The sequence below is a fragment of the Bacillus sp. T3 genome (assembly GCF_033449965.1).
In the GTDB taxonomy this organism is placed as follows: Bacteria; Bacillota; Bacilli; order Bacillales; family Cytobacillaceae; genus Bacillus_BU.
This window is the reverse complement of record NZ_CP137761.1, coordinates 272,092-295,514: the sequence shown is the minus strand read 5'-3', so window position 1 is coordinate 295,514 and position 23,423 is coordinate 272,092. Positions and strand designations below refer to the sequence as shown.

22 protein-coding genes, 2 pseudogenes and 1 riboswitch are annotated in these 23,423 nt (G+C 41.5%); of the genes and pseudogenes, 7 read left to right on the top strand and 17 right to left on the bottom strand.

Features of this window, described 5'->3' with window-relative positions; translation table 11 throughout:
* Positions 1-8 precede the first annotated feature (8 nt).
* Positions 9-197, bottom strand: coding sequence for a beta/alpha barrel domain-containing protein (locus tag RGF10_RS01625; RefSeq protein WP_318506707.1), 189 nt, complete (start codon positions 195-197; stop codon positions 9-11).
* Between the two features lie 187 nt (positions 198-384).
* Positions 385-495, bottom strand: a riboswitch (TPP riboswitch).
* A 215-nt stretch (positions 496-710) separates the two neighbouring features.
* Between RGF10_RS01625 and gerQ the strand changes: the two genes are divergently transcribed.
* Together gerQ and RGF10_RS01615 are read left to right on the top strand one after the other, a co-directional pair.
* Positions 711-1,211 (top strand): spore coat protein GerQ, encoded by a 501-nt coding sequence (gene gerQ, locus RGF10_RS01620; protein ID WP_318506704.1) that lies wholly within the window; start codon positions 711-713, stop codon positions 1,209-1,211.
* Positions 1,212-1,532: 321 nt separating this feature from the next.
* A protein-coding gene (locus RGF10_RS01615; RefSeq protein ID WP_318506702.1) for an IS3 family transposase occupies positions 1,533-2,866 on the top strand; the annotation gives its coding sequence in 2 pieces (ribosomal slippage) (positions 1,533-1,905 and positions 1,905-2,866; 1,335 coding nt in all).
* A gap of 65 nt (positions 2,867-2,931) precedes the next feature.
* Here the strand turns inward: RGF10_RS01615 and RGF10_RS01610 are convergent.
* The 15 genes and pseudogenes from RGF10_RS01610 to RGF10_RS01540 all read right to left on the bottom strand — a co-directional run bounded on the left by RGF10_RS01610 (position 2,932) and on the right by RGF10_RS01540 (position 16,605).
* The gene (locus RGF10_RS01610; protein ID WP_318506700.1) at positions 2,932-3,303 is read right to left on the bottom strand and encodes a DUF423 domain-containing protein; all 372 of its coding nucleotides are present in this window, start codon (positions 3,301-3,303) and stop codon (positions 2,932-2,934) included.
* Positions 3,304-3,457: 154 nt separating this feature from the next.
* A complete protein-coding gene (locus tag RGF10_RS01605; RefSeq protein WP_318506699.1) occupies positions 3,458-3,748 on the bottom strand; it encodes a YwdI family protein in 291 nt (96 codons plus the stop codon).
* A gap of 217 nt (positions 3,749-3,965) precedes the next feature.
* Positions 3,966-5,028 (bottom strand): annotated as a pseudogene (locus RGF10_RS01600) (MoeB/ThiF family adenylyltransferase).
* Positions 5,029-5,566: 538 nt separating this feature from the next.
* A complete protein-coding gene (moaD, locus tag RGF10_RS01595; RefSeq protein WP_318506697.1) occupies positions 5,567-5,800 on the bottom strand; it encodes a molybdopterin converting factor subunit 1 in 234 nt (77 codons plus the stop codon).
* On the bottom strand, positions 5,793-6,257 hold the full coding sequence (locus tag RGF10_RS01590; RefSeq protein ID WP_318506695.1) for a molybdenum cofactor biosynthesis protein MoaE: 465 nt from the start codon (positions 6,255-6,257) through the stop codon (positions 5,793-5,795). Before RGF10_RS01590 ends, moaD begins: the two co-directional genes overlap by 8 nt.
* A 226-nt stretch (positions 6,258-6,483) precedes the next feature.
* Positions 6,484-7,905, bottom strand: coding sequence for a substrate-binding domain-containing protein (locus RGF10_RS01585; RefSeq protein WP_318506693.1), 1,422 nt, complete (start codon positions 7,903-7,905; stop codon positions 6,484-6,486).
* A complete protein-coding gene (locus RGF10_RS01580) occupies positions 7,853-8,407 on the bottom strand; it encodes a hypothetical protein (protein WP_318506691.1) in 555 nt (184 codons plus the stop codon). Before RGF10_RS01580 ends, RGF10_RS01585 begins: the two co-directional genes overlap by 53 nt.
* A 13-nt stretch (positions 8,408-8,420) precedes the next feature.
* Positions 8,421-9,653, bottom strand: coding sequence for a molybdopterin molybdotransferase MoeA (locus RGF10_RS01575; RefSeq protein WP_318506689.1), 1,233 nt, complete (start codon positions 9,651-9,653; stop codon positions 8,421-8,423).
* A gap of 37 nt (positions 9,654-9,690) precedes the next feature.
* On the bottom strand, positions 9,691-10,287 hold the full coding sequence (locus tag RGF10_RS01570) for a molybdenum cofactor guanylyltransferase (RefSeq protein ID WP_318506687.1): 597 nt from the start codon (positions 10,285-10,287) through the stop codon (positions 9,691-9,693).
* 78 nt (positions 10,288-10,365) lie between these two features.
* Complete coding sequence (locus tag RGF10_RS01565) at positions 10,366-11,190, bottom strand: formate dehydrogenase accessory protein FdhE (protein WP_318506685.1); 825 nt, start codon at positions 11,188-11,190, stop codon at positions 10,366-10,368.
* A gap of 89 nt (positions 11,191-11,279) precedes the next feature.
* Entirely contained in the window at positions 11,280-11,990 is a 711-nt protein-coding gene (locus tag RGF10_RS01560; RefSeq protein WP_318506683.1) for a formate dehydrogenase subunit gamma, read from the bottom strand.
* Positions 11,983-12,807 (bottom strand): 4Fe-4S dicluster domain-containing protein, encoded by an 825-nt coding sequence (locus tag RGF10_RS01555; RefSeq protein WP_318506681.1) that lies wholly within the window; start codon positions 12,805-12,807, stop codon positions 11,983-11,985. Before RGF10_RS01555 ends, RGF10_RS01560 begins: the two co-directional genes overlap by 8 nt.
* Complete coding sequence (gene fdnG, locus RGF10_RS01550; protein ID WP_318506679.1) at positions 12,807-15,794, bottom strand: formate dehydrogenase-N subunit alpha; 2,988 nt, start codon at positions 15,792-15,794, stop codon at positions 12,807-12,809. The genes RGF10_RS01555 and fdnG overlap by 1 nt, the downstream gene beginning before the upstream one ends.
* Before the next feature lie 47 nt (positions 15,795-15,841).
* Positions 15,842-16,321: a formate dehydrogenase accessory sulfurtransferase FdhD gene (locus RGF10_RS01545; RefSeq protein WP_318506677.1), complete on the bottom strand. Its 480-nt coding sequence runs from the start codon at positions 16,319-16,321 to the stop codon at positions 15,842-15,844.
* Positions 16,318-16,605 carry a formate dehydrogenase accessory sulfurtransferase FdhD gene (locus RGF10_RS01540; RefSeq protein ID WP_318506675.1) on the bottom strand — a complete coding sequence of 96 codons (288 nt, stop codon included), beginning with the start codon at positions 16,603-16,605 and terminating at the stop codon, positions 16,318-16,320. Before RGF10_RS01540 ends, RGF10_RS01545 begins: the two co-directional genes overlap by 4 nt.
* A gap of 492 nt (positions 16,606-17,097) precedes the next feature.
* Here RGF10_RS01540 and pdxK point away from each other — a divergent pair, with 492 nt between their 5' ends.
* The 3 genes from pdxK (at position 17,098) to bshB2 (ending at position 19,717) form a co-directional block, all read left to right on the top strand.
* Positions 17,098-17,940 carry a pyridoxine/pyridoxal/pyridoxamine kinase gene (pdxK, locus tag RGF10_RS01535; protein ID WP_318506673.1) on the top strand — a complete coding sequence of 281 codons (843 nt, stop codon included), beginning with the start codon at positions 17,098-17,100 and terminating at the stop codon, positions 17,938-17,940.
* A gap of 236 nt (positions 17,941-18,176) precedes the next feature.
* On the top strand, positions 18,177-18,524 hold the full coding sequence (locus tag RGF10_RS01530) for a YojF family protein (protein WP_318506670.1): 348 nt from the start codon (positions 18,177-18,179) through the stop codon (positions 18,522-18,524).
* Between the two features lie 527 nt (positions 18,525-19,051).
* Positions 19,052-19,717 carry a bacillithiol biosynthesis deacetylase BshB2 gene (gene bshB2 / locus RGF10_RS01525; protein WP_318506667.1) on the top strand — a complete coding sequence of 222 codons (666 nt, stop codon included), beginning with the start codon at positions 19,052-19,054 and terminating at the stop codon, positions 19,715-19,717.
* 170 nt (positions 19,718-19,887) lie between these two features.
* Here bshB2 and RGF10_RS01520 read toward each other — a convergent pair whose 3' ends face one another.
* Positions 19,888-20,637 (bottom strand): Crp/Fnr family transcriptional regulator, encoded by a 750-nt coding sequence (locus tag RGF10_RS01520; RefSeq protein WP_318506664.1) that lies wholly within the window; start codon positions 20,635-20,637, stop codon positions 19,888-19,890.
* A gap of 233 nt (positions 20,638-20,870) precedes the next feature.
* On the opposite strand from RGF10_RS01520, the gene RGF10_RS01515 reads away from it, so the two are divergent.
* Both RGF10_RS01515 and nosZ read left to right on the top strand, forming a co-directional pair.
* Positions 20,871-21,329: a cytochrome C gene (locus tag RGF10_RS01515; protein WP_318506662.1), complete on the top strand. Its 459-nt coding sequence runs from the start codon at positions 20,871-20,873 to the stop codon at positions 21,327-21,329.
* A gap of 24 nt (positions 21,330-21,353) precedes the next feature.
* Positions 21,354-23,228 (top strand): annotated as a pseudogene (nosZ, locus tag RGF10_RS01510) (Sec-dependent nitrous-oxide reductase).
* Positions 23,229-23,423: the final 195 nt, after the last annotated feature.

The window sequence follows — 23,423 nt, the reverse complement described above, 5'->3', positions numbered from 1 at the left end:
CCAAACGGTCATTTAAGACGATTTTTTCCAGGTGTCACTCCGATTTCTATTAACCGGTCAAGCAGCTCACTTAGCTCAGACGCTGATTTTCCCTTTTCACGGATATGGACAAAATCAACATAGTCCTGTATTTGAACAATTATCTTCACAAGCTCGGTCACGGAATGCCGGTCATCCGTTACAGCAATACATTTCACCCCAACACCTCCCTATCTAAAAATTTCAAAAAATGACTTTGTTAAAGCACTGTTGATTTTTGAGAACTCTGTTGATTGGAGCACCTGGAGCGGAAAGCAACAGACAAATTTAAAAGCCAAAAAATAAAAAAACCACTCTCCCGATAGGAAAGTGGTTGATATCCGTTGCACGTCAAAGAAACACGCACAAAAGTATGCGCCACTTCCCTACGCAGGTCCGAACCTGTTCAGGTTTTGAGGGTTTAAAAGTAAACTACTTTATTCTCAGCCCTTATCAAGGGATCCCCTAGTGATTATGTAAAAAATAGTTATTAATAAAAACAAGCTAATTATAACACAAATCAAAATTGTGGCAATAATTAAATTAAAAAGTTAACCTTAATGGTTTAACACTGCCTTTCCATCCAGTCCAATGAAAAATAGTGGTTCAATCATAATTTTCCAACTGCCTCATATTATTTAATTAGTGATTTTGTTTTATTTTTAAAAATGGCTTTTTAGGAGGGAAATTAATTGAGTTATTCAAATCCTTACTTGGATTACAGAGTATATCCTCAAGGCTACTCACCATATGGCGGGGCAGGAGGTCAAATGACCGGGTACCCAACAAGCACACCAAGCTTTGGTGCCCAAGGCGCATTCCCACCGGCAACCAGTGGTGGTGTGCCACCTGTGCCACCAACCGGGTTTCAACAGCAACAGGTTCCCCAGGCGCCTGGTCCAGGTGGCCAGCTGCCAATAGAGGAATCGTATATTGAAAATATTTTACGATTGAATAAAGGAAAGCTTGCTACTGTGTATGCGACCTTTGAAAACAACACACAATGGAATGCCAAGATTTTCAAAGGAATTATTGAAGCTGCAGGGCGGGATCACCTCATCCTTTCTGACCCGCAAACCGGCCAGCGTATACTACTGCCAATGGTCTATCTCGACTATGTAACATTTGATGAGGAAATCGAATATGAATATCCATTCGGGGCAGGACCGTTAGTCAGCAACCCTCCTCGGTAAATAAGAAATGCGTAAGGCGCACAGCCTTAGGCGACAAGCACAAGACGAGCCAGCCGAAAGGTTGTTCTTTGACCTTTTGGATGGATGGCTTGTGACCTCGAGCCGATGGCGCCTGGAGCTGGACACCCATCAAAATTGAATGCTTTCTTTACTTTAAACAAAAGGATTATCTCCTTTTCAGCGACGACAAAATAGCAAACAAAAAAGACTCTGCTCGTTTGATTGAACTATACCCTGGATAACGGACACTGATAAAAAAGTGCCCCTATCCGGGGTTTTTTGTGTTTCAATAGATTTAATGAATATGGGCGGAGGATTATCATGAGTAAGAATATTTATAATGAATTCCAAATTAAAGAGCTTGAGAAGAATCCTAATGTTGTGAGCGTTTCTGAAAGGTCAATCTCGTATAGTCCGGAATTTAAGGTAAAAGCAGTTACGGATTACAAAAGTGGAAAAACACCATCACAAATCTTTATTGAACATGGCTTTGACCTCAACATGATCGGTAAAGATCAACCTAAACGTTGTCTTAGGCGTTGGAGGGATTCGTATAAAAGGTTTGGAGAGGATGGTTTCCTTACAGAACGCAGAGGCAAAGGGAGTACAGGACGCCCTTCTTCAAAGCATCTTTCCGTGGAAGAGAAATTACGAAAAGCTGAGGCAAGAATTAAATTCCTTGAGGCAGAGAATGACTTCCTAAAAAAGCTGGAAGAGTTAGAAAGGCAGGCGCTGAAGAAGAAACGATTTTAACGGCAGCTGAAAAGTTTTCTCTAATCGAGAAAACGTTAAGAATACATCAGTTAAAGAAAGCTGTTTCCTTCCTGTGTAAACTGGCAGGTGTAAGCCGTAGTGGCTACTATGATTGGTTGAAGGCTGCACCTTTACGTGCACAACGTGACGAGCAGGATGAATTGGATATAGAGTTAATCCAAGAAATTTTCATTAGCAAAAAGGAAAAAGTAGGTGCCCTCCAGATTAAAATGATTATGGAGAATGATTATACAGCCATAATGAATCACAAAAAAATTAGGCGTCTAATGGCAAAATATAATCTTGTAACCAAAGTAAGGAAGGCCAATCCCTATCGTAAGATGGCCAAGGCAACCCAGGAACATCGAACCTGCCCTAACCTTCTTAACCGAGAATTCAATCAGGAAGAACCAGGGAAAGTCCTGCTTACTGACATTACTTATCTCTATTTTGGAAAGGGTCAAAAAGCATATTTATCTTGCGTAAAGGATGGAGCTACAAGGGAAATTATTGCGTACCACTTGTCCACATCTTTAGAGATGGATATCGTCTATAAGACGTTAAAAAAGTTAAAAGTAGCTGTCAGCAATCATTTTCACCCAGAAGCCATGTTACATTCTGACCAAGGTGTCCACTATACGCATCCTCTATTCCAAAGCAAAGTGAAAAAGCTTGGCATAACTCAATCAATGTCCCGAAAGGGAAACTGTTGGGATAACGCACCAATGGAAAGCTTCTTTGGACATTTTAAGGATTTAGCAGAGTATAAATCCTTAGATAATTTAAAAGAGGTTAAGAGAGAAGTAGATCGAGTAATCGAAGAATATAACCATCACCGTTATCAATGGGGCTTAAATAAAATGACCCCGGTACAATACCTGGGCCACTTATTAGCTGCATAGGCGCTTTTTTAAACTGTCCGTAAACGGGGGCACAGTTCAGATTTCAACGACAGAGTCTTTTTTTATTAAAGATATTTAACCGCTGCAATGATGATTAATGTCCATGCGGCCAAGAAAGCCACTCCGCCAAGTGGAGTAATCGCCCCGAGTACACTAATTTTCGTTAACGCCAACACAAACAGGCTTCCTGAAAATAGCACGATCCCCGCTAACATCAACCAACCGGAGGAGGTAAGCAATGAATTCCCCGGCAATTTCGCTACTAAAATTCCAACCACCAACAGCCCTAATGCATGATACATTTGATATTGGCACGCCGTATTCCAAATATCCAAATAATACGGCTCAAGCTTCCCCTTTAAGCCATGGGCACCAAATGCCCCTAATGCCACCGATAAAAAAGCATTGATTGCTCCTAAAATAATAAATACCTTCACACTTCTCCCCATCCTTCTTCTATCAAAATCAACCCGGTAGTTCCAGGTCTTACTCCCTTTATCCTTGAAAAATAAAACTTGTTGTGTGGTTTCTTTTTATTATTAAGCCTGTCCATTTCCTACCGCACTTGCAGTCAGCCTGCCCATGCGCCCCCTAAAAATCAAATAAAGATTCGCCGTTCGCCTCTCCATTATCGATTTTAGTTGGCTCAGTATTTGCAAACGAAAGTGCAGGAGACGTTGTTGTCATCGGCTTCGTATTGCTGATTTGAATTGGCTTCTGAGGTTGAAGCTGCTGTGTTGCCTCCGGCTCATCTAATACAAGCTCGCATAACGTTTTGATCGCTTGAATTCGCTCTCTAATTTTCGTTTCTGAGCTCGCACTTTTTGCTGATTGAAGTTCCTGGTCCATTTTTTGCAATAGCTTACGCATTGTAATACTCATTCTGTTCACCTCATCTTCTCAGGTAGTCCGTTCATTTTGTAAGTTTCACGTGAAACACGTCGCTTCAACTCGAAATCTAGCTGACTCTATTCTACATGATTTGTTTTTTTATTTCACAATACTTAGCTTGGGAAATTTTATAAGTGGTGCTGATGCAATTGTGCCATTGCATGGTACAAGAAAAAACCCGTATCCGATGAGGACACGAGTTTAATATTTAACCTAATAGTCTTTGATATAGGGATTTGGCTTGATTTAAATCCTTTGTTCCGTGAATAAGAGCACGGCCGTCGCTAAAAATAACCATCCGTGTGCCTTCGTATTCGACAGATAGCAAATACGGATTTGCTTTCACTTCATAGCCTAAAGTCGTAAGCTGCTCTGACAAAATCGTTAGATTAAGACCTTCTTGCTTCGGTGGACGTATTTGGACAGTGTCGCGACCGCATAGCACTGTCGATTTTGTCATATTTTCGACGTCAAGATAAGGGTAGGTTGGCTGATCACCACAGGAAAGGCAGCTCGCATCCTTTGCTTTTGACATTTTCATCGATGAATACTGGTTTCGCCAAAGGTCGAAGCTGACAAAGCCCTGGACGTAACGCCTCCCAATCCTCGACGAGAATCTTTAGAGCCTCAGCTCCTTGATGAGCGATGACCATTCCCACTGCCGGAGCGATAATTCCACCGGTATCACAGGTCATCCCTTGAATCGGAATAGCCTTTAGCAGACAGTTTAAGCACGGAGTCACCCCAGGAACAATTGTAAAGCTCATCCCGTAGCTGCCAACACAGGCTCCGTAAATCCAAGGAATATTATATTTTTGTGAGATGTCATTCATCATCATTCTTGTTTCGAAATTATCAGTTGCATCAAGAATGAGGTCGATGGTGGAGGTACGGGACTCAGACCCAAAGCTTGAGCTTGAGCCAGCTGTGACAAGTTCCTCCATTAGCTCGGGAGTAGCATCAGCAATAAGGGCTTGAATGTCGACATCGGAATTGATGGCTTGGAGTCGTTTTTTTGCTGCTGCCGCTTTTGGCAGCTTTTCACGCACATCTTCCTCCGTATAGAGCTGCTGCCGCTGCAGGTTGCTTTCCTCGACATAATCGCGGTCGATGATAGTGAGGCGGCCAACACTGGCTCGCGTCATCATTTCCGCGCTCCCAGAACCAAGTGCACCTGCGCCAATGATCAGGACATGCTTTTCACGAAGCTTAGCTTGTCCGCTATGACCGATCTGCGGAAAAAGAGTTTGCCTGGAATACCGTTCTGACATAGATGAAACCTCCTCTATATGAAGCTTGAACTATTTTTTTAAAAGGCATGTATTACCTGTGTTAAACTGCATGAAAAAGCGCCATACCGCAATAAATTTTCATTATTTTAAGTGTTTTTTTATCATTTATTATTCGATTTAAGTAGAATATCTGATAAAATTCCTTTTTTTGAATCAACTCAGCAATTTTTCCGCAAATATTTGCACGTGTTTAGTGCTATATGCACGTTATGTTGTGTATATGATACAAACTCAAAAATATATGATACAACTTTTGAGATATATGCACGACTTTTCGATTTTATGATACAACTTTGAAAATTTATGCACGGCTTCCCATCGATATGCACGTTTTAATACGGATATGCACGCCTTGCGATTGTCGATCGAGGATTCATTGAATCTCCTACATTTTCAAACACACACTTTAATCACGAGCTCAGCCAACGAACCGCAATCAAAAAGGCCGAGGGACATTCCCACGGCCCAAACCTCTGATCATAAGTCACCTATTTGTGGCATATAACGATTCTTCCAATCATCCACCACTTACAGGCGGGATAAAAGCAATCACGTCACCAGCACCAATCACTTCATCATTTCCGGCAAACTCTTCGTTTACTGCTGTCATGACGCTCTCAAGCTTCAACACAGGGTATTTTTCAGCAACCAATGCTTTGACCTCTGCCACTGTTTTTCCGGTCAGCTCTAAACTTACAAAGTCTTCGCCAACGCTATCACGCAGGTGGGCAAAAAACATGACTTTATTCATGCAAATCCTCCTCCTCTGGTTTTCCAGAAGGGTAAGCAACGGTTTCAAGCTGGTTGCCAATCCATTCCTGGCCGTCCTCCCAATGCTCTTTTTTCCAAATTGGAACGATTTCTTTGATACGTTCAATTGCATATCGATTTGCTTCATAGGCGTCAGCCCGATGCGGTGTAGAGACTGCAATCACTACAGCAACATCCGTTATTTCCAATTTTCCAACGCGGTGGGTAATCGCTACTTGCGAGCCCGGCCAGCGCTCGCTGATTTCTGTACCGATTTGCGCTAGTTTTTTTACTGCCATCGGTTCATAGGCTTCATATATGAGATACAACGTTTTTTTGTCCTTCGTCAGCTCGCGAACGGTTCCGATAAAGGTTGTGATTGCTCCGGCATCTCGTTGTACGACTTTATCAATAATCGATTGAATATCGATTGGTTCTTTTGATATTGAAAAATTCATCTAGAATTCACCTCATCTATATTCGCTGTATCACTTTAAGCTATGGTAATTTAAGTAAACCGTTGATTTCCGCTCCAGGCAGTCGCTTTCCGCGGGGTGGTCCGGGAGTCCCCTCTGCGCTAAAGCGCCTGCGGGGTCTCCCGTGACACGCTACTCCCGCAGGAGTCTCGTGCCTTCCGCTCCAATCAACTAAGTTACGCAAAATCAACAATGGCCATAAATATAACTATTCATTAAAAAAGATTGGCTCTGGGTTGATTTCGACTGCATAGCCACCGATTTTTTCTACTTCATTTCTAAAGCTCTCGCTTTGAATTACGGATAGGAGCCAACGCCCTTGTTCACTTTCAAAGAACCTTCGTGTCATCAGTAGTTGATAGGATTCGTCCGCAACTGGAATGAAGTCTAGACCCATTGCCTTTGCGGCAGGATATATACCAAGTCCTGCAGCGCTTTCTACGCCTTTGACCTCCGCGGCAACAGCCAAATGCGAGAACATTTCGCGATCATAACCAACGATGTCATCCGGGCTCACCGCAGCCTCCTCTAACAGTAAATCAAACAAAATTCGTGTGCCAGCTCCTTTTTGCCGATTCACAAATTGGATTTTCTTAAGTGCAACATCGCTTACATTCTCGACTCCATCTGGATTACCCTGCGGTAGCATCCAGCCCTGCGTTCTTTTTAAAAATGGATAAAGGACGACATCATGACCTGCTAAAATACGTTTGACATAGCTAATATTGTATTGTTTTGTTTCCGGATCTAATAAATGAATGCCCGCTACATGGGCTTCCCCTTTGCGGATTGCCATGAGGCCAGCCATGCTTCCGATATGGGAAGATACAATTTTCATGTCGGTGCGCTGTTTTTTAAGGTGAGACGAAAGCAAATCAATCGTCAAATCATGACTGCCGCTGAACAGCAAGGCATTCTTAATTTCCTCAAGTGGCTTCAGGAGCTCGATTTCGACTACATCTCCTTGCTCGTATCCAATGATATCTGGACCTACGATCAGTAAGCCATCAGCGCGAACTAGAGACATGGTTACACCCGCAGCCCGCGTTAACGGATTTGCGACAAAATGTCCATTCACATAGCCGATATTCATTCGGATAAAATCCTCAGCTCCCATCGTTGAAACGATGCGACGGCCCAGCTTTGCTTTTACCGTTTGCCGTTTAGGCTCAGGTATTTGCAGGTATTGACAAATTAACGGTCGGACAAACCATTCTAATGCTAAATAAGCGGATACTGGATAGCCGGGAACTCCGACCACGACCTTGCTACCAATTTTCCCAAGTATAACGGGCTTTCCTGGTCTGGTGGCGACTCCGTGTGTAAACACCGTTCCAAGCTCCGCAAGAATATGAACCGTATAATCCTTTGAGCCTGCTGATGAACCAGCGTTAATTACAATAATATCTGAGGTTTCACAAGCGTCCAATAGTGCTTCCTTAATTTTTTCAGGCTGGTCGCGAACAATCGTTTTTAAGATCGGCTCACCGCCCCATTCTTGAATAAACCCTGAAAAAACAGTCCCATTAAATTCAACAATTCGACCTGGAGATAATGAAGTATTGGCCTCAACCAGCTCATTCCCAGTCGGAATGATGGTTACAACCGGTTTTTGTAACCGGCACTTCAAGCGTCTTCGCCGCTAATAACACACCTAAATCGGCCGGACGTAACGTATGTCCTTGCGGAAATAGCATTTCCTCCTGCGTAATATCTTCACCAATCGGTCGAATATGCTGCCATGGTGTAGCTGGCTCGATTATTTCTATTGTCATTTCATCAATGATATCGACGTGCTCAATCATGATAACCGCATCAAATTGCGCGGGAATTGCATTTCCTGTATCCACATAGACAAATTGCTCGCCGAGTGTCAGGCGCACTGGTCTTTGCTCATGGGCAGTATATGTTTGTTCCGCTTTAACAGCGATCCCATCCATTGCCGAAGCATGATAATGTGGTACAGAAACTTCCGCAAAAATCGGCTCAGCCGTCACACGTCCAAGGGAATTTGAAGTTGGAATCAGTTCCGTATGTATGGGTAAATCAAAGGCTTCTAAAAGCTCCTTAACAGCTTCAGACCGTGGTTTATCTTCTAAATAAATTTTACGTTTATAAGATTGTCTTTCCACTTCTCGCTCCCCCTTATCTCGTTGGTATGACAGGCACGTATTCACCCTGGAAAATTCCCTCTTTATTTGAAGCAATCTCGACAATTCCATCACTCTTGACGAGGGTCGTAATTAAACCGGATTTGCCGATGATTGGTTCTGCCCACCACTCACCTTCCACTTCAACTAGTCGGACACGAATGTAATCCGCTCGACCTGCAGCTGAGGCAATATTTTTGGTGATTTTTGCAAAAATACGGTCTGGTTTGCGTTCGATTTTTTCTCCTCTCAGCTTACGGAGCACCCGACTACCAAATAATTGAAAAATAATCATTGCTGAAGCTGGATGTCCCGGTAAGCCAATGACCGGCTTGCCGTTTGCGACCGAAAGAATCGTTGGTTTGCCTGGCTTAATGGAAATGCCGTGAACAAACACACCAGGGTCGCCCAATGACTGAATGACTTCTGTTGTATAATCCTTGGCGCCGACCGAGCTTCCCCCTGATAAAATTAAACAGTCCACTTGATCATATAATTCCCGCGCCTTAGTTGAAAAAGTTTGATAATCATCGGTTACAATACCACCGTATTTGACATCTATATTCCAATTCTGTGCCAATCCTAATACCGTTAAATAATTGATATCGCGAATTTGACCCAGCTCTAGTTTTTGAGTTTGATAAGGAACAATTTCATCGCCAGAGGAAAGATAGCCAATCACGACTTTTCGATAAACCTCTACCTCAGCAATCCCAAGCGAAGCAAGTGCACCTAGCTCCTGTGGGCGAAGCTTTGTTCCTTCGGTTAATAGAATTTCACCAGTTTTAATATCTTCACCTGCAGTAATAATATTTTCTCCAGGTGCTAGTTGTTTGTATGTATTGAGGAGCCCATCCATGTCTTCGCAGTGCTCAATCATGATCACTCCGTCACTTCCTGGTGGAATCATTCCGCCAGTTGGGACATAAATAGCTTGTCCGCGTTCAACCTGCTTCGAAGCTTGCTCACCCATTTTGACCTCGCCGACAATGTTCAAAAATCCTGGCATTGTCTCTGATGAACCAAAAGTATCTCTTGCGCGCACAGCATAACCATCAACCGTGGAACGATCGAATCCGGGAACATTTTCAGCCGCTAATACCGGCTGCGCTAACACGTAATGAAGTGCTTGCTCAAGCGGAAGAATGACTGTTGAATCAATCTTGTTAATCTTTTCGTCTATTAAGGAAATCGTTTCCTCAACCGTCTTCACTTTGAAAAATTCCATTTACCCCATACACCCTTTCTCTCACGATGAAAAGAGGTTACTCTCCCTTGTTTGCCCAATGTTTTGCATGTTCGTATTCTTCAGGATGATTCATATTAAAGAAAATCTGATCTAAGCTTGCTTCTGTAAAGGCTGAAAGCTCCTGTTCCGTTACATATAAACAGTTAAGTCCTGCCAATAATTGTTTGATCCGCAGATTTCCTGTCATTATACATTTCTCTATTTCTTTAAATATTCCTTTTCGGTATACAGCAAAAAGCGGTTGCTGTTTTCCATTGATGACGGGTATGACCGCATCATACTGATCTGCAAGCTCTAAAAGCCTTTGGCCAAGTTTACTAGATACAAACGGCATATCACAGGCGACAACCAAATTCAGCTCAAATGCTGAAGCCTGTAAGCCAGCGTGAATACCTGCTAATGGACCTTGACCAGGGTAATCGTCTGTGACCGTTTTCAACTTTAAAAATTGATAGATCTCTGGATCATTGGAAACGAGTATAAGATCAGAAACAAGCGATTGAAGTTCCTGTTTTACCCTTTCAACATTTGGTATTTCGTTAATTTTTAGGAGTGCTTTGTTTGTACCCATCCGACTTGACTTTCCACCTGGATAAAATAATGCCACATGCATTCATGAGCAGCACCTACTTAAAATGAATGATAAAACTTTCGTATTTCTAACTATAACCTAAAAACATTGCCACCGTAATTAATTTGTTTTTTCTTCAGTGTCGGCTGCTACTCCATAGCCTTGCTCTTGAGCAATATAATCTAGGTGGATGGTATTTAAATCAAGCAATGGTGTGGATGGTTTGGAAATATGCTGTCTAGTGTCAATCACTTTTGTATAGCCCTTACACTTGTCACAAACATGAATTTGTGAGGAAGCATCTCCTTCAATTGTTAAAAATTGAATGGTTGTATGATCTGTATTTCCACAATGGGTACAGGAAATTTTCTTATCCAACCAATAAGCAAGACAGCGTGGACAGTGAAGTACCTTTTGTCCTTTCCCTTCAATTTGTCCAAGACGTGCTGGTTCACCACAAACAGGACAACCACAGCCTGCAACTGCTGTTATTTCATACGAATTCAGTTTAGGTTGAACCTTTTCAGCTACTTTTTGTAAATAGGGACGAAGAGTGGTTTCAGCAAGAAATTGTGGAAGCCATTCTTCTAATTTATTTTGAGCTGCAAATTCTTGAAAGTAAAGATGATTGATCATGAACGCCTCTTCAAGCCAGCGTTCCGCTACTTTTTCATCTAACACGTTATTCAGGATGGAAAATTGGTCTTCTAATCTTGGGTTACTTTTTACTAATACAGCCTTTAATTGATTTAGCCAGTTTGAAAATAGCGCATAGTCAAATTGAAACTTTGTAAAGGCTACGATTGGTACGCCCGATGCTAATGCGGTCGGATCAATATTTTGCTGGATGGACTCACTGTTTATTTCAGTTTTCCATTGCTCTTGAAGCTTAATGATCTCTTTTTGTAGATTTAGATATTCTTTTGAAACTACTGATGTCTTCATGAGCTGCACCTCTTTCGTTTTTAAAGGGAATGGCTGTCCTTTTACAGACAGCCATTAGGAATATTGTTATCTGCGTTTCCGCTTTTTATTTAAGCACCTTTGTGCTCGTCTTTATGCGGGTCTTCGATATCTGGGAAGTTACCTTTTCTTACTTCTTCATCATACCAGTCACCATAGTGGCTCTTTGCCCACCAAGCTGGAACCTTACCATTTATTACTCCTTTAAATCCAGGAGCTGAGTGCTTGTGAACTGCTGCCATATAAATATGTCCTACTACTACTGCAGCTGCAAGACCCATGCTGGCACTATGGAACAAATAACCCCACTGTGTTACTGACTTCGGGAAGTACTCTGGGAACCAAATGGTGAATCCTGAAACGATAATCAAGGTTGCTGTTACAATCTGGATCCAAGAGTTAATTTTTTCCCCTGCATTAAAGAAGGTTTGTGAAACATGTTTAAATTGGAATCCTGTAAGTTCTTTTCCTGATTCTTTGAACCAGTCAATATCGCGCTTTTTCCATGTAACAATTTCTTTGAACCAACGGAATAAGCCTTGACGGTCCCAAATAAACCAGATAATTGTTGGTGAGATAAATGCTACTGCAAAGATTCTGTGTAGCAATCGTGCGTTGGCTGGTCCACCAAGAACAGGATAAAGCCAGTCAAAGGCCTCTGTGTACATTGGCAATGCCGTAATATACAAGGCTAAGAACGAAAAGAAATTGACAGCATGGGCAATAACAAACGCCATTGAAAAACGTCTTACTCTAACCTGAGGTCCTTTTGGATTACTCATGGCTATCACCTCCAGCCTCATGTTCTTTGTCTTTGTTAAATAATTTGTAAGACACGAACAGTCCAAGAACACCCATTGTTGTTGCACCGATCATCATTTTACCTAGTGGCTGTGCATAGTCCTTCCAAAGAACAGCTGATGTTGGTACTTTCGGTTTTTCTGGAAGTCCATATACGGAAGGTTTTTCAGCTAACACATAGATAGTATGTGTGCCGCCAACTCCTTCTGGGTTGTAAATCATTGCATTCGGATAACGTTCTTTTACTTCACTTAAACGTTGCTCTGCTTTCGCAATAATTTCTCCCTTTTCACCAAAGGACATCGCTCCTGGATGACAAGTTGTCACACAGGCAGGCTGTAAGCCTTCTTCGATTCGGTCTGTACACATTGTACATTTTGATGCTTTGCGATATTCCTTACCTTGTTTGTCCTTATAAGTTGCAAGTGAAATCACATCGAACGGACAGTTTTGAACACAATAACCACAGCCTACACATTTCTCGTGATCAACCACTACTGTTCCAAATTCTGTATAGCTGATTGCATTCTCAGGACAAACCTTTTCACATGCTGCTTCTTTACAGTGGAAACAAGCAGAGTGACGGAATAAATAATCTAAATTTCCTTTTGAATTTTCGTGCTCGATAAATTCAAGGACATTCCATGTATGGGCTGTTACTTTAGCATGTGATTGATTTGTACCTTGGAATTCTTCTGGCTCAGCCGGAAGGTCATTCCAGTTTTTACAAGCAACCATACAAGCGCGGCAGCCATCACATTTCGTAACATCGACTAATTTTACGTATTCTTTAGCCATTATTTTGCCCTCCTAACATCGCAAAGGAACGCTTTATATTCAGGAATGTTCGTATTGGCATCCCCAATATGCGGTGTTAAGCGGTTTGCTATGCCACCTGTTGCGATTCCCTTGAAACCAAAGTTCCAAGGCATACCTACTTGGTGTACGGTTTTACCCTTAATTTTAAACGGCTTAAACCGTTTTGTTACCATGGCATATGCCTCGATTTCACCACGGGCAGATGAGATCATGATTTTATCCTTGTTTTTAATGCCTTTTTCTTTTGCCAATTCTTCGCCGATTTCAACAAACATATGAGCAGCTAACTCTGCTAACCACGGTTGGTTACGTGTCATCGATCCAGATTGCCAATGTTCCGCTACACGATAAGTTGTGGCGATAATTGGATATTTCGATGAATCCCCTTGTGTCATGAACTCTTTCTCACCAAATTTGGTTGCAGGGTTCAATTGCACACTTGAAAGTCCATTTGATACTGGGCTTTCATATGGCTCGTAATGCTCTGGGAATGGACCGTCATTCATAACAGCGAATAATCCGCCAAGTCCTGTTGGAAGCATGAAGTATGCATCCTTGCCTCCTGGTGCTTCAGGAGCTCGATCTTTCGGGAAGTCAGGGACATCATTTCCTACCCAAAGATTTTGTGCCGCATCCCACCAAATTCCGGCTTTATTATTTTCTGTTGACCACGGTTTACCCTCAGGAGTTGCAGCACAACGATTCGCTAGTACACGACGGTTTGCCGGCCAAGCAAATGACCAGTTTAAGTAGTTACCATTACCTGTATCTTTGTTATCGCGACGTTGTGACAGGTTCTTGCCTTCTTCTGGGTAGAAGCCACAATAAATCCAGTTACCACTTACAGTGGAACCATCATCAGCAAGCTTAGCAAAAGCAGGGATAAGTTTCTTCGTAGCTGTTTCATAACCATTGATTTCACGAGCTACAAGATCGATATCAATATGGTGACCTTCACCATAATTCCATGTCATTGCCTTTATTTGTGCGGCTGCTGGAGTCTGCTCATTTTGATAGAGTTCTTTCATCTTTAGTGCTAGTAGGTGAATGATTTCTAAATCACCCTGTGATTCACCCTTTGGCTCAATGGCTTGCCAACGGTATTGCATCCAACGTCCACTGTTTGAAATCGATCCTTCTTTTTCAAATGATGAACATGCTGGTAAGAAAAATACTTCTGTTTCAATGTCTGCCGGTGTACCACCAGCTTCTTTTTGCCAGAATGCAGAGGACTCTGTTTCCCAAAGGTCTACAGCCACCAACCATTTAAGATTACTAAGAGCTTGTTGTTCTTTATTCGAGTTTGGTCCACCAACTACTGGATTTGTTCCAAACATGAATAGACCTTCGATTTCTTTTTTATAGATGGCATCAAAAATTCTCATATGAGAATAATCTTTTTTCGGAGTTAATTTCGGTAAAAATTGATATCCAAATTCATTTGCTGCCGTTGCATTATCACCGTAATAGGCTTTAAGCATGCTCGTATAGAATTTTGGTTTGTTCATCCAGTAACCGGCTTTAGGCGTAACTTTTTCTAAGAAGCCTTTATACGTTGCTTCTTCAGGTGTTGAAGTTGGTGTTTCCATATAGCCATTTACGTTGTGATAAAGTAAACCAAAGTCCGTTGAACCTTGTACGTTGGATTCTCCACGCATCGCGTTAATTCCGCCGCCCTGTAAACCAAGGTTACCGAGTAAAAGCTGGATAATACCATATGAACGAACGTTTTGTGATCCAACTGTATGCTGTGTTGTTCCCATTGCATAAAGGATAGTACCTGCTTTACCAGGTTTTCCTGTTTCTGCAAATGCTTTAACAACCTTTAAATAATCTTCTTTCGGTGTTCCTGTTACTTCAACCACCGTATCAAGATCATATCTTGAATAGTGCTTCTTCATTAATTGGAACACAGAACGTGGGTCTTGAAGGGTATTATCTCTAATCAGTTTGTCTTGTGCATCCTTCTTGAATGCCCATTTTGTCTTATCATAGCTACGTGTTTTTTCATCGTAATTGTTGAATATTCCATCTTCAAATGAATAATCATCTGTCACGATAAGGGATGCATTTGTATAATTTAAAACATATTCTTCATGGTAAAGCTTATTTTCTAGGATATAGTTAATCATCCCGCCTAAAAATGCGATATCTGCTCCAGAACGAATCGGTGCATAAATATCTGCTTGGCTTGATGTTCTAGTGTATCTAGGGTCAACTGAAATAATTTTTGCGCCTTTTTCTTTTGCTTGCGTTAACCATCTAAAGCTGATTGGATGGTTTTCCGCAGGGTTTGCACCCATGATTAAAGCACAATCTGTATTTTTCAAATCAATCCAGTGATTTGTCATTGCTCCACGACCAACTGTAGGTGCCAGACCGGCAACCGTTGAGCTGTGTCATATTCGAGCCTGGTGCTCAAGATAGGTTACACCTAAACCGGCACGCATTAGCTTACTTAGAAGATATACTTCCTCGTTATCAAGAGCTGCTCCACCCATACTAGCAATGGCTTCAACCTTGTTAACCGTTATTCCATTTTCTTGTTGGATAAATGTACGATCACGTGTTTCTTTTACCTTTTCAGCAATCTTTCCAATTGCCCAGTCCCACTCTACTTCTTTCCATTTATCACTTCTAGGTGCGCGGTACATCGGTTTTGTTACACGCTTTTCTGTAGTATAAATTTGACGGACTGTTGTACCCTTACTACAAAGTGTACCTTCGTTGATTGGATTATCAGGGTCACCCTCTGTATAAACCACATCATTTTCGTTAGCGTAAACTAGGATTCCACACCCCACTCCACAGAATGGACAGATTGTCGGTGTAGGCTTTAACGCTGCAATCTTAAAATCCTTTGTGCTGGCTTTAGCTTTTTTATCATCAAAGCCAAGCTCGACAACAGCCATCGTAATAGCTGTAGCACCAGACAACTTCAAAAATTGTCTTCTTGTAAAATCCATCTTTCTAGCCCCCTCTACTACTTTTGTAGATATCTATAAACCCTAAATTAATAGGAAGAACCCCCAACTTTAACTTGCTCCAGATCATTGATTACTCTTCCAGAGGAAGTATAAGAAATTGCCATTTTCCCTCTTAAATAACCAACTACTTCTATATTTAAATATTTTGCTAGCTGAACAGCTTGTTTCGTTGCCGCTGTTCGCGAGCCAATAACAGCAAAGCCATATTTTGCAGCCTTTGATAGCATTTCATAGGAGACTCTGCCTGTCGTTAATAGGATTAATTTTTGCGGATTTAAGCGGTTTCTAAGTGCATAACCAATGATTTTGTCCACTGCATTATGACGACCAATGTCTTCTCGGACAACGATACTGCCATCCTCATGAACGATACAGGCACCATGCATGCCACCTGCTTCAAGATACATCGGTGACTCTTGTGCAAATTGACTTCGCTTTTTCAATAGATAGCTTAATTGATAGGTATCTTGCGAATCTACCTTGTCAAAGCTTTTAACATCTGTCATCGAAAAAAACGTAACGCCTCTGCCACAACCAGCTGTATAATGCTTCTTTTTTGAAAAAAGAGCTCTTCATTAAAGCCATCACGAAGCGTAACATGAATACTTCCCATATCTTCATTGACGGTAACTCCCGATACATCATCAATGCTGTCGATTAATCCCTCCGAATATAAATAACCGTATGTCCAATCAACTAAATCAAAGCTCGTTAATTGAAATACAGCGATCTCATAGCCATTTACAACCAATGAAATTGGATATTCTTCAGGACAGCCTTTTCTGTTCATAACCTCACCCCTTTTAGGCACATAAAACCGAATGGGATATGTTGAATTTTACCCTTTACCATCATAGAGATTAGTGACAACTGTTGATGTGAAAATTATCACACTTTTTTCTATCTTTTCCCATTAGCACTAGAGTAATAGAAAAAACTAATCTCTCTACTAAATGTACATCACAATATTAATTTGGTAACGTTTGCATTGTGACAAAATAACTTCAAATTCGTGACTTTTTATCGTAGATATTGTGAACTACGATGTTAACAATCATTTCTAAGAAATTAATAAGATTAATGATATTTACTTGCTCTCTAATCTTAATCTTTGCCCCTAAATAACACAGTAACTTTTCTCACGCTCAGACGAAAATGTTGACAATTTGTTCACATTTTTAATAAAAAAGTTGTTTAGGCATGGATGTAAATGAGATTTTTATGCATGACATAATATTGGTATAATAAAAATGGTAACAATTGCTTGAAGGAGGAATTTCAAATGACAATGAAAAAGGTATTAACAATAGCTGGCTCTGATACTAGCGGGGGGGCAGGTATTCAAGCAGATTTAAAGACGTTCCAGGAGCTAGGGGTATACGGAATGACAGCCCTTACTACCATTGTCACAATGGATCCTAAAAACCACTGGCATCACAACGTGTTTCCAATTGCTCTTGAAACACTAGAAGCTCAACTGGAAACAGCTCTTTCCGTTGGGATTGACGCCGTGAAAACTGGAATGCTCGGTTCAGTTGAAATTATTGAGCTCGCAGCTAAAAAAATGGATGAGCATAAACTCGCGCGCATCGTTATTGACCCAGTGATGGTTTGTAAAGGCGAAGATGAAGTGCTTCATCCGGAAACAGCAGATGCCCTTCGTGAAGTACTTGTTCCTCGGGCAACTGTCGTTACACCAAACTTATTTGAGGCTTGGCAATTAGCGAAACTGTCTGGACCGATTCGGACAATTGAAGATATGAAGAAAGCGGCAACCAAAATTCATGAGCTTGGAGCCAAGTACGTTTTAATTAAGGGTGGTAGTAAGCTCGAGCATAAGTCTGCAGTCGATCTGCTATTTGACGGGAAAGAGTTTCAGTTGTTAGAGTCTGAGCGGATTGACACCACTTACATCCACGGTGCAGGCTGTACTTATTCAGCAGCCATTACAGCAGAGTTAGCTAAAGGAAACTCCGTTGAAGATGCGGTTAAAGTTGCGAAGGACTTTATTACTGAAGCCATTCGCCACGGCTTTAAGCTAAATGAATATGTTGGTCCTACAATGCATAAAGCCCACCGTATTTATGGCGCTGGTCGCTTGGAGTCCGAACAGCTTAGCAAATAAACTTTTTGAACAGTGCCAAGCTCTTTTTTGTTTTTCTAAATTTTTATTTCAAAATACCATTAAACAGGATCAAATTTTGGTCCTGTTTTTGGTTTGTTGCAGAGTGGGGCAGGCTACATTTATGATTGTATGATGCCGATTTTTCGCAAATCGATGTTGTTTTTAGTAATATGTAGTTATGTCTAGAATTTCGTAATCTATTTGACTTAATGCAAACAAGAAGGGAGATGAAGAATATGGAGCAAATAGTTGCTGAAAAGGTTCAAGCAGCGATTGATCGTTTAGCTGATCAGGAGGTATACCTTCATCTTGAAACGACAAATGGTGCCTATGCATCCCACCACAATGAATCGTTTTTTTCGGCCGGTGCTTATATCCGCAATGCCTTGGTTACCTATGTAAGCGGGAAAATTGTTGGGAGCGGTCCATACCGTGTCGGATTGAAGCTTGCGATTGGCTGGGTTTACGCAGAAGGCTTAACCCATTTTGAACTAGATGCTGAAGGGCGCTTATTATTGGCTGGCCATGACAATGACGGCAAGCTCGCAGTGGCTCTTGAGATTAGCCCGACGCCATTTGAATAATGAGTCATTTGCTATAAATGGGATTGGTATATAGAGCGTACAAGTAGGTAATGTGCTTATCTTCATGCGTTAGTCGTGCATAACATAGGTTTCGTGTGCATACCACGGGAAAGTCATGCATATCAAGACGGAAACGTGCATAATTCCCAAAAGTTGTATCATAAATTTGAAAAGTCGTGCATATTTCTCAAAAGTTGTATCATATTTTTTTGAGCTTATATCATATACACAATGAAACGTGCATAAAGCATCAAAGAAGTGCATTTAATTTGATGGAATTTGTTCTTTTTAAAAGAAAAAAGGTTTTTTAATAAAATTATCCTCATTTTGAGCGAAAAATCTGTAAAACTAAGGTGAAAATAAACCTTTTTCAGCAAAACGGAACAATAAACCGCAAAAAAAAGGAACCAATAACGAACATCCTAATACGCACTTAGACCTCAATGGTTCAAATCAAAAATTTGTAACCGAAGAAACGTTTTACCACGTTCACTATAGGAATTATTTAATGAAAGGAGTTTTCCGAAATGGAAAAAGAGCGTCAATTATTAGTGATTTTTCCGCACCCTGATGATGAAGCATTTGGCGTTTCGGGGACAATTGCTCTCCACGGTCAAAATGGTACCCCCATTACTTATGCTTGCTTAACATTAGGTGAAATGGGACGCAATCTGGGAAATCCTCCTTTTGCGACTCGTGAATCACTTCCAAACATAAGAAGAGTAGAGTTAAAAAATGCCGCCAATGTGCTCGGCATTGATGATTTAAGAATGATGGGCTTGCGCGATAAAACAATCGAGTTTGAGGATGATGAGATGCTGACGAATATGATGGCTTCGTTAATTGCTGATGTGAATCCATCCCTCGTGATTTCTTTTTATCCGGGCTATTCCGTTCATCCTGACCACGATGCCACTGGAGCAGCGGTTGTTCGTGCCGTCGCGAAAATGCCGGCAGAGACGAGACCAAAGCTCCACTGTGTTGCATTTTCAAAAAACTGTGAACAGGAAATTGGTGAGCCCGATATCATTAATAATGTTAGCTCAGTTGCCGAAATCAAAATAAATGCAATCAAGGCTCATCTTTCGCAAACGCAATTGATGGCTGCCGATATGACAGATAAGCTACGCGAGAATGATCCAGAAATTATCGCACGCATGCTGCATGAGCGCTTTTGGACGTATCAGTTTTAGTAAGCTATAAGGTTGGGTATAAGCCTGTCACTATTGGTGGCAGGCTTGTTTTATTTTACGTATTTACGTATTACCATTTTCTCCGTTTACGTAAACGATTCGACCCCGTCCGTCTGTCTATCCGTTCGCCCGCCTCTACCACCCAACACCTGCCGTTCAATCCACATCATTTACCCCTTATTATGAGTAAGCTTACAAAAGCCGCACCAGTCGAGGATGATGATTTTCTTCCCTTGGACATCGATAATTCCATCTTTTTTGAGCTTAGAGAAGACGCGGCTGACGCTTTCCCGTGATGTTCCGAGCAAAGAAGCAAATTCCTGTACAGTTAGGGGGATTTCAATGTGCATACGGTTACAATGGTTCGCACCGAATTTTTCAGCGAGACGCTCTAACGTTTTCATCGTTTTCGTGTAAACATCCAGAAGGGCAATATCTCTTAAAATCGAGGTCATATCTCTTAAAGCGTCACTCATATAGCGGATCATTTGTACCGCCATTTCTGGCGACTTGATTAGCTCGGCCTCTAAGTCACTTGTTTTAAGGAAATAAACCTCTCCTTCCTGAACCATTCGTGCTGTTGCAGGATACAAGCTGCCATCCTGATTAAACAGACAGGCTTCTGCAAAAATTTCTCCGCTTTTCTTAATACAAACAATGATTTCATTCCCTTGCTCATCCTGTTTCGTGAGCTTAACGATTCCAGAATGAACAAAAAACACACCCTCTGCCTCTTCATATTCCGAAATGATTTGCTCGCCTTTACGATACCCCTTCATCACAATCCGATTGTCTAGAAGTTGAAACGATTTCTTTGGGAGATTCTTAAACACTTCAATTTTGCCTAAAAACTCTTCCACCACAGTTTTTTGATAAATCGATAAATGCGGGTCAATTAAATCATCGTTCATATATCTCATTCCTTCCCCCATATTCTATTTCCTTATTTTAACGGACAAATCGTGACAATTAAGTGATGTTCGGCACATTTCTACACATCGACATTCTCGAATATTTTTCGACAGTTTCCTCCTTTTTTGGAAAAAGACACACAAACGTCACACACGAAACACTAAACCGTGCAATACGTCACAATGACACAAATCAATGCAAGTTAAGATGGTCATGTAACTATGACAAGGGGGAAAGCAACTTGAAAAAAGCCGGGATTTATTTTCTAATCAGCGCCTTAATTGGGCTTGGAATCGGTTATCTAGTGTTTGATGTCATCATGGGGAAGGACAATCAAACCGAGGAAAAGGTAAGCGTCGATAAAAGCACAGATGATGCAACATCGACAACAAAAACTGCTACAGAGGAACAAGCTACGGATAAAACGACCACTGTTTCAGCTGATACGGAAATTTTTACTGAAAAAGGCTGTATTGGTTGTCATTCCATTTCTGCCCTAGATTTGAGCGGTGGGGCAACAGGACCCGATTTATCGGAAGCATTTAACAACGTAGAAGGAAAACATGGAAAGCCACTTAATGAATTCCTGAAAGAGCCGACGTCAGCCGTCATGTCAGGTGTGATTGGTGGGAATCCGTTAACAGATGAGGAAATAAATAAGCTTACACAATTACTACAAAAAGCAGCGGAAACAAACTAAACGACTAAAGGTGGTGCTCTATTCATGAAGAATTGGATTCCAATTTCAACCGGTTTAGTAGCTGGGCTTCTAGCTGCAACCGTGATTTTTGGTGACTTTTCACCCGGATCAAAAACAGACGCAACAGTTGCAACCAACAACAAGTCGAATGCTGAGAAGGTTTATGTCCCATTCGGTGAGAAGGACGAATATTATTTGATGGCATCAGGTGGCCACTCTGGTCAAATGTTTGTATACGGCGTACCATCGATGCGTAAAATTCGAACGATTCCCGTATTCACTCCAGATCCTGCCACTGGCTATGGTTATGATGAGCATACAAAGGAAATGCTTGGCGGTTATACATGGGGCGACCTCCATCATCCAGCCATCTCTGAGACGAATGGTGAATATGACGGGAAATATTTATTTGCGACAGATGTTGCCAACAGCCGGGCAGCGGTCGTGAACCTTGAAACATTCACAACCAAGGATATTATCAATGTTCCGAATACAAGTGGTCCACACTGTGCGGCTTTTGTTACGGAAAACACAGAATATATGTTTTTACCAACACGATTCGCCGTTCCAATCGGAAGTGAGTATGCTAGTTTAGATGATTACAGTGAAAAATATCGCGGCGTCATGTCGGCTGTTACCTTTGATGAGAAAAAGAAGAATTAAATATCGCCTACCAGGTTGCTCTTCCACCTTGGTCCTATGATTTATCCGACGCCGGCAAAAAGATGTCCTGGAGATTGGGCCGTAATTACAACCTACAACACTGAGGAAGCAACAACGAATCTAGAAATCAATGCTTCACAGGCTGACCGTGACTATATCGTCCTGATTAACTGGAAAGAGCTCGAGCAAAAGGTTAAAAACGGAGAATACGATGAAGTAACCGGCCAAAAGATGATTTACCCTGAGAAGCATAAAGGCGGAATCTATTTAATTCCAGTTGCGAAATCACCACATGGCGTCGATGTTACACCAGACGGAAAACGTTTTATTGCATCTGGAAAGCTCGCACCAGCAATGACCGTCTTTTCTTTTGAAAAAGCCTTTAAAGCGATTGAAAAAGGGAAGTTTGATGGGGAGCGCAATGGAATTCCAGTTTTAAACTATGAATCTGTAATGGAACGAGAAGTGAATCCAGAAAATGCACTTGGACCACTTCATACCCAGTTTGATGAAAAAGGCATGGCGTATACAACGATGTTTATCTCTTCAGAGGTCGTTAAATGGGATCCAACTACAGGCGAAACATTAGACCGTGTACCGGTTCAGTATTCACCTGGGCATTCATCAGCAGCTGAAGGAGATACGGCTACACCAGACGGGAAATACCTTGTGTCGCTCAATAAAATTGCCAAGGACTCGTATTTATCTGTCGGACCATCCCATCCAGAATCGATGCAGCTCATTGATTTGACAGGCAATAAGATGAAAGTGATTCAATCGGCACCAGTTGACCCAGAACCACACTATGCGCAAATGATTAAGGCGGATAAAATCAAGACGATTTCGATTTATCCAAAGGATGAAAGCAACAAGCTTGCCGTATACAAACAGGATGATACGCGCATTGAACGAAAAGGCAACGAAGTACATGTATACGGAATTGCGATGCGTTCTAAATTCGTCTTTGACGCAAAAGCCAAACGACCTGATTCGATTGAGGTCAACCAGGGGGATAAAGTATACATTCACTTAACGAATATCGACCTTGACCAGGATATCACCCATGGTTTCGGGATTAACCAATATAACCTAAATATGGAAGTCCAGCCTGGACAAACGAACACGATGGTGTTTACAGCGGATAAAGCAGGGACGTACCCACTTTACTGTACAAACTTCTGTTCCGCATTACACCAAGAAATGTCAGGATATCTTCTCGTAAAACCAAAAAATTAAGAATAAGGCAAAGAGGCTGGCTCAACACTATGAAGAGTTTATTCAACAAGAAATGGTGCACCACTAACAAACAGGTGGCACGTGTTTTGCGGAGTGAATTCTCATCTGATTCAGTCTCTTTTTCCTGTTCTGTTGAGTGAAAGGCGTGTTTCCTATGAAGGGTAAAAAAATTTCTATTTTTTCCAGTGCAATGAT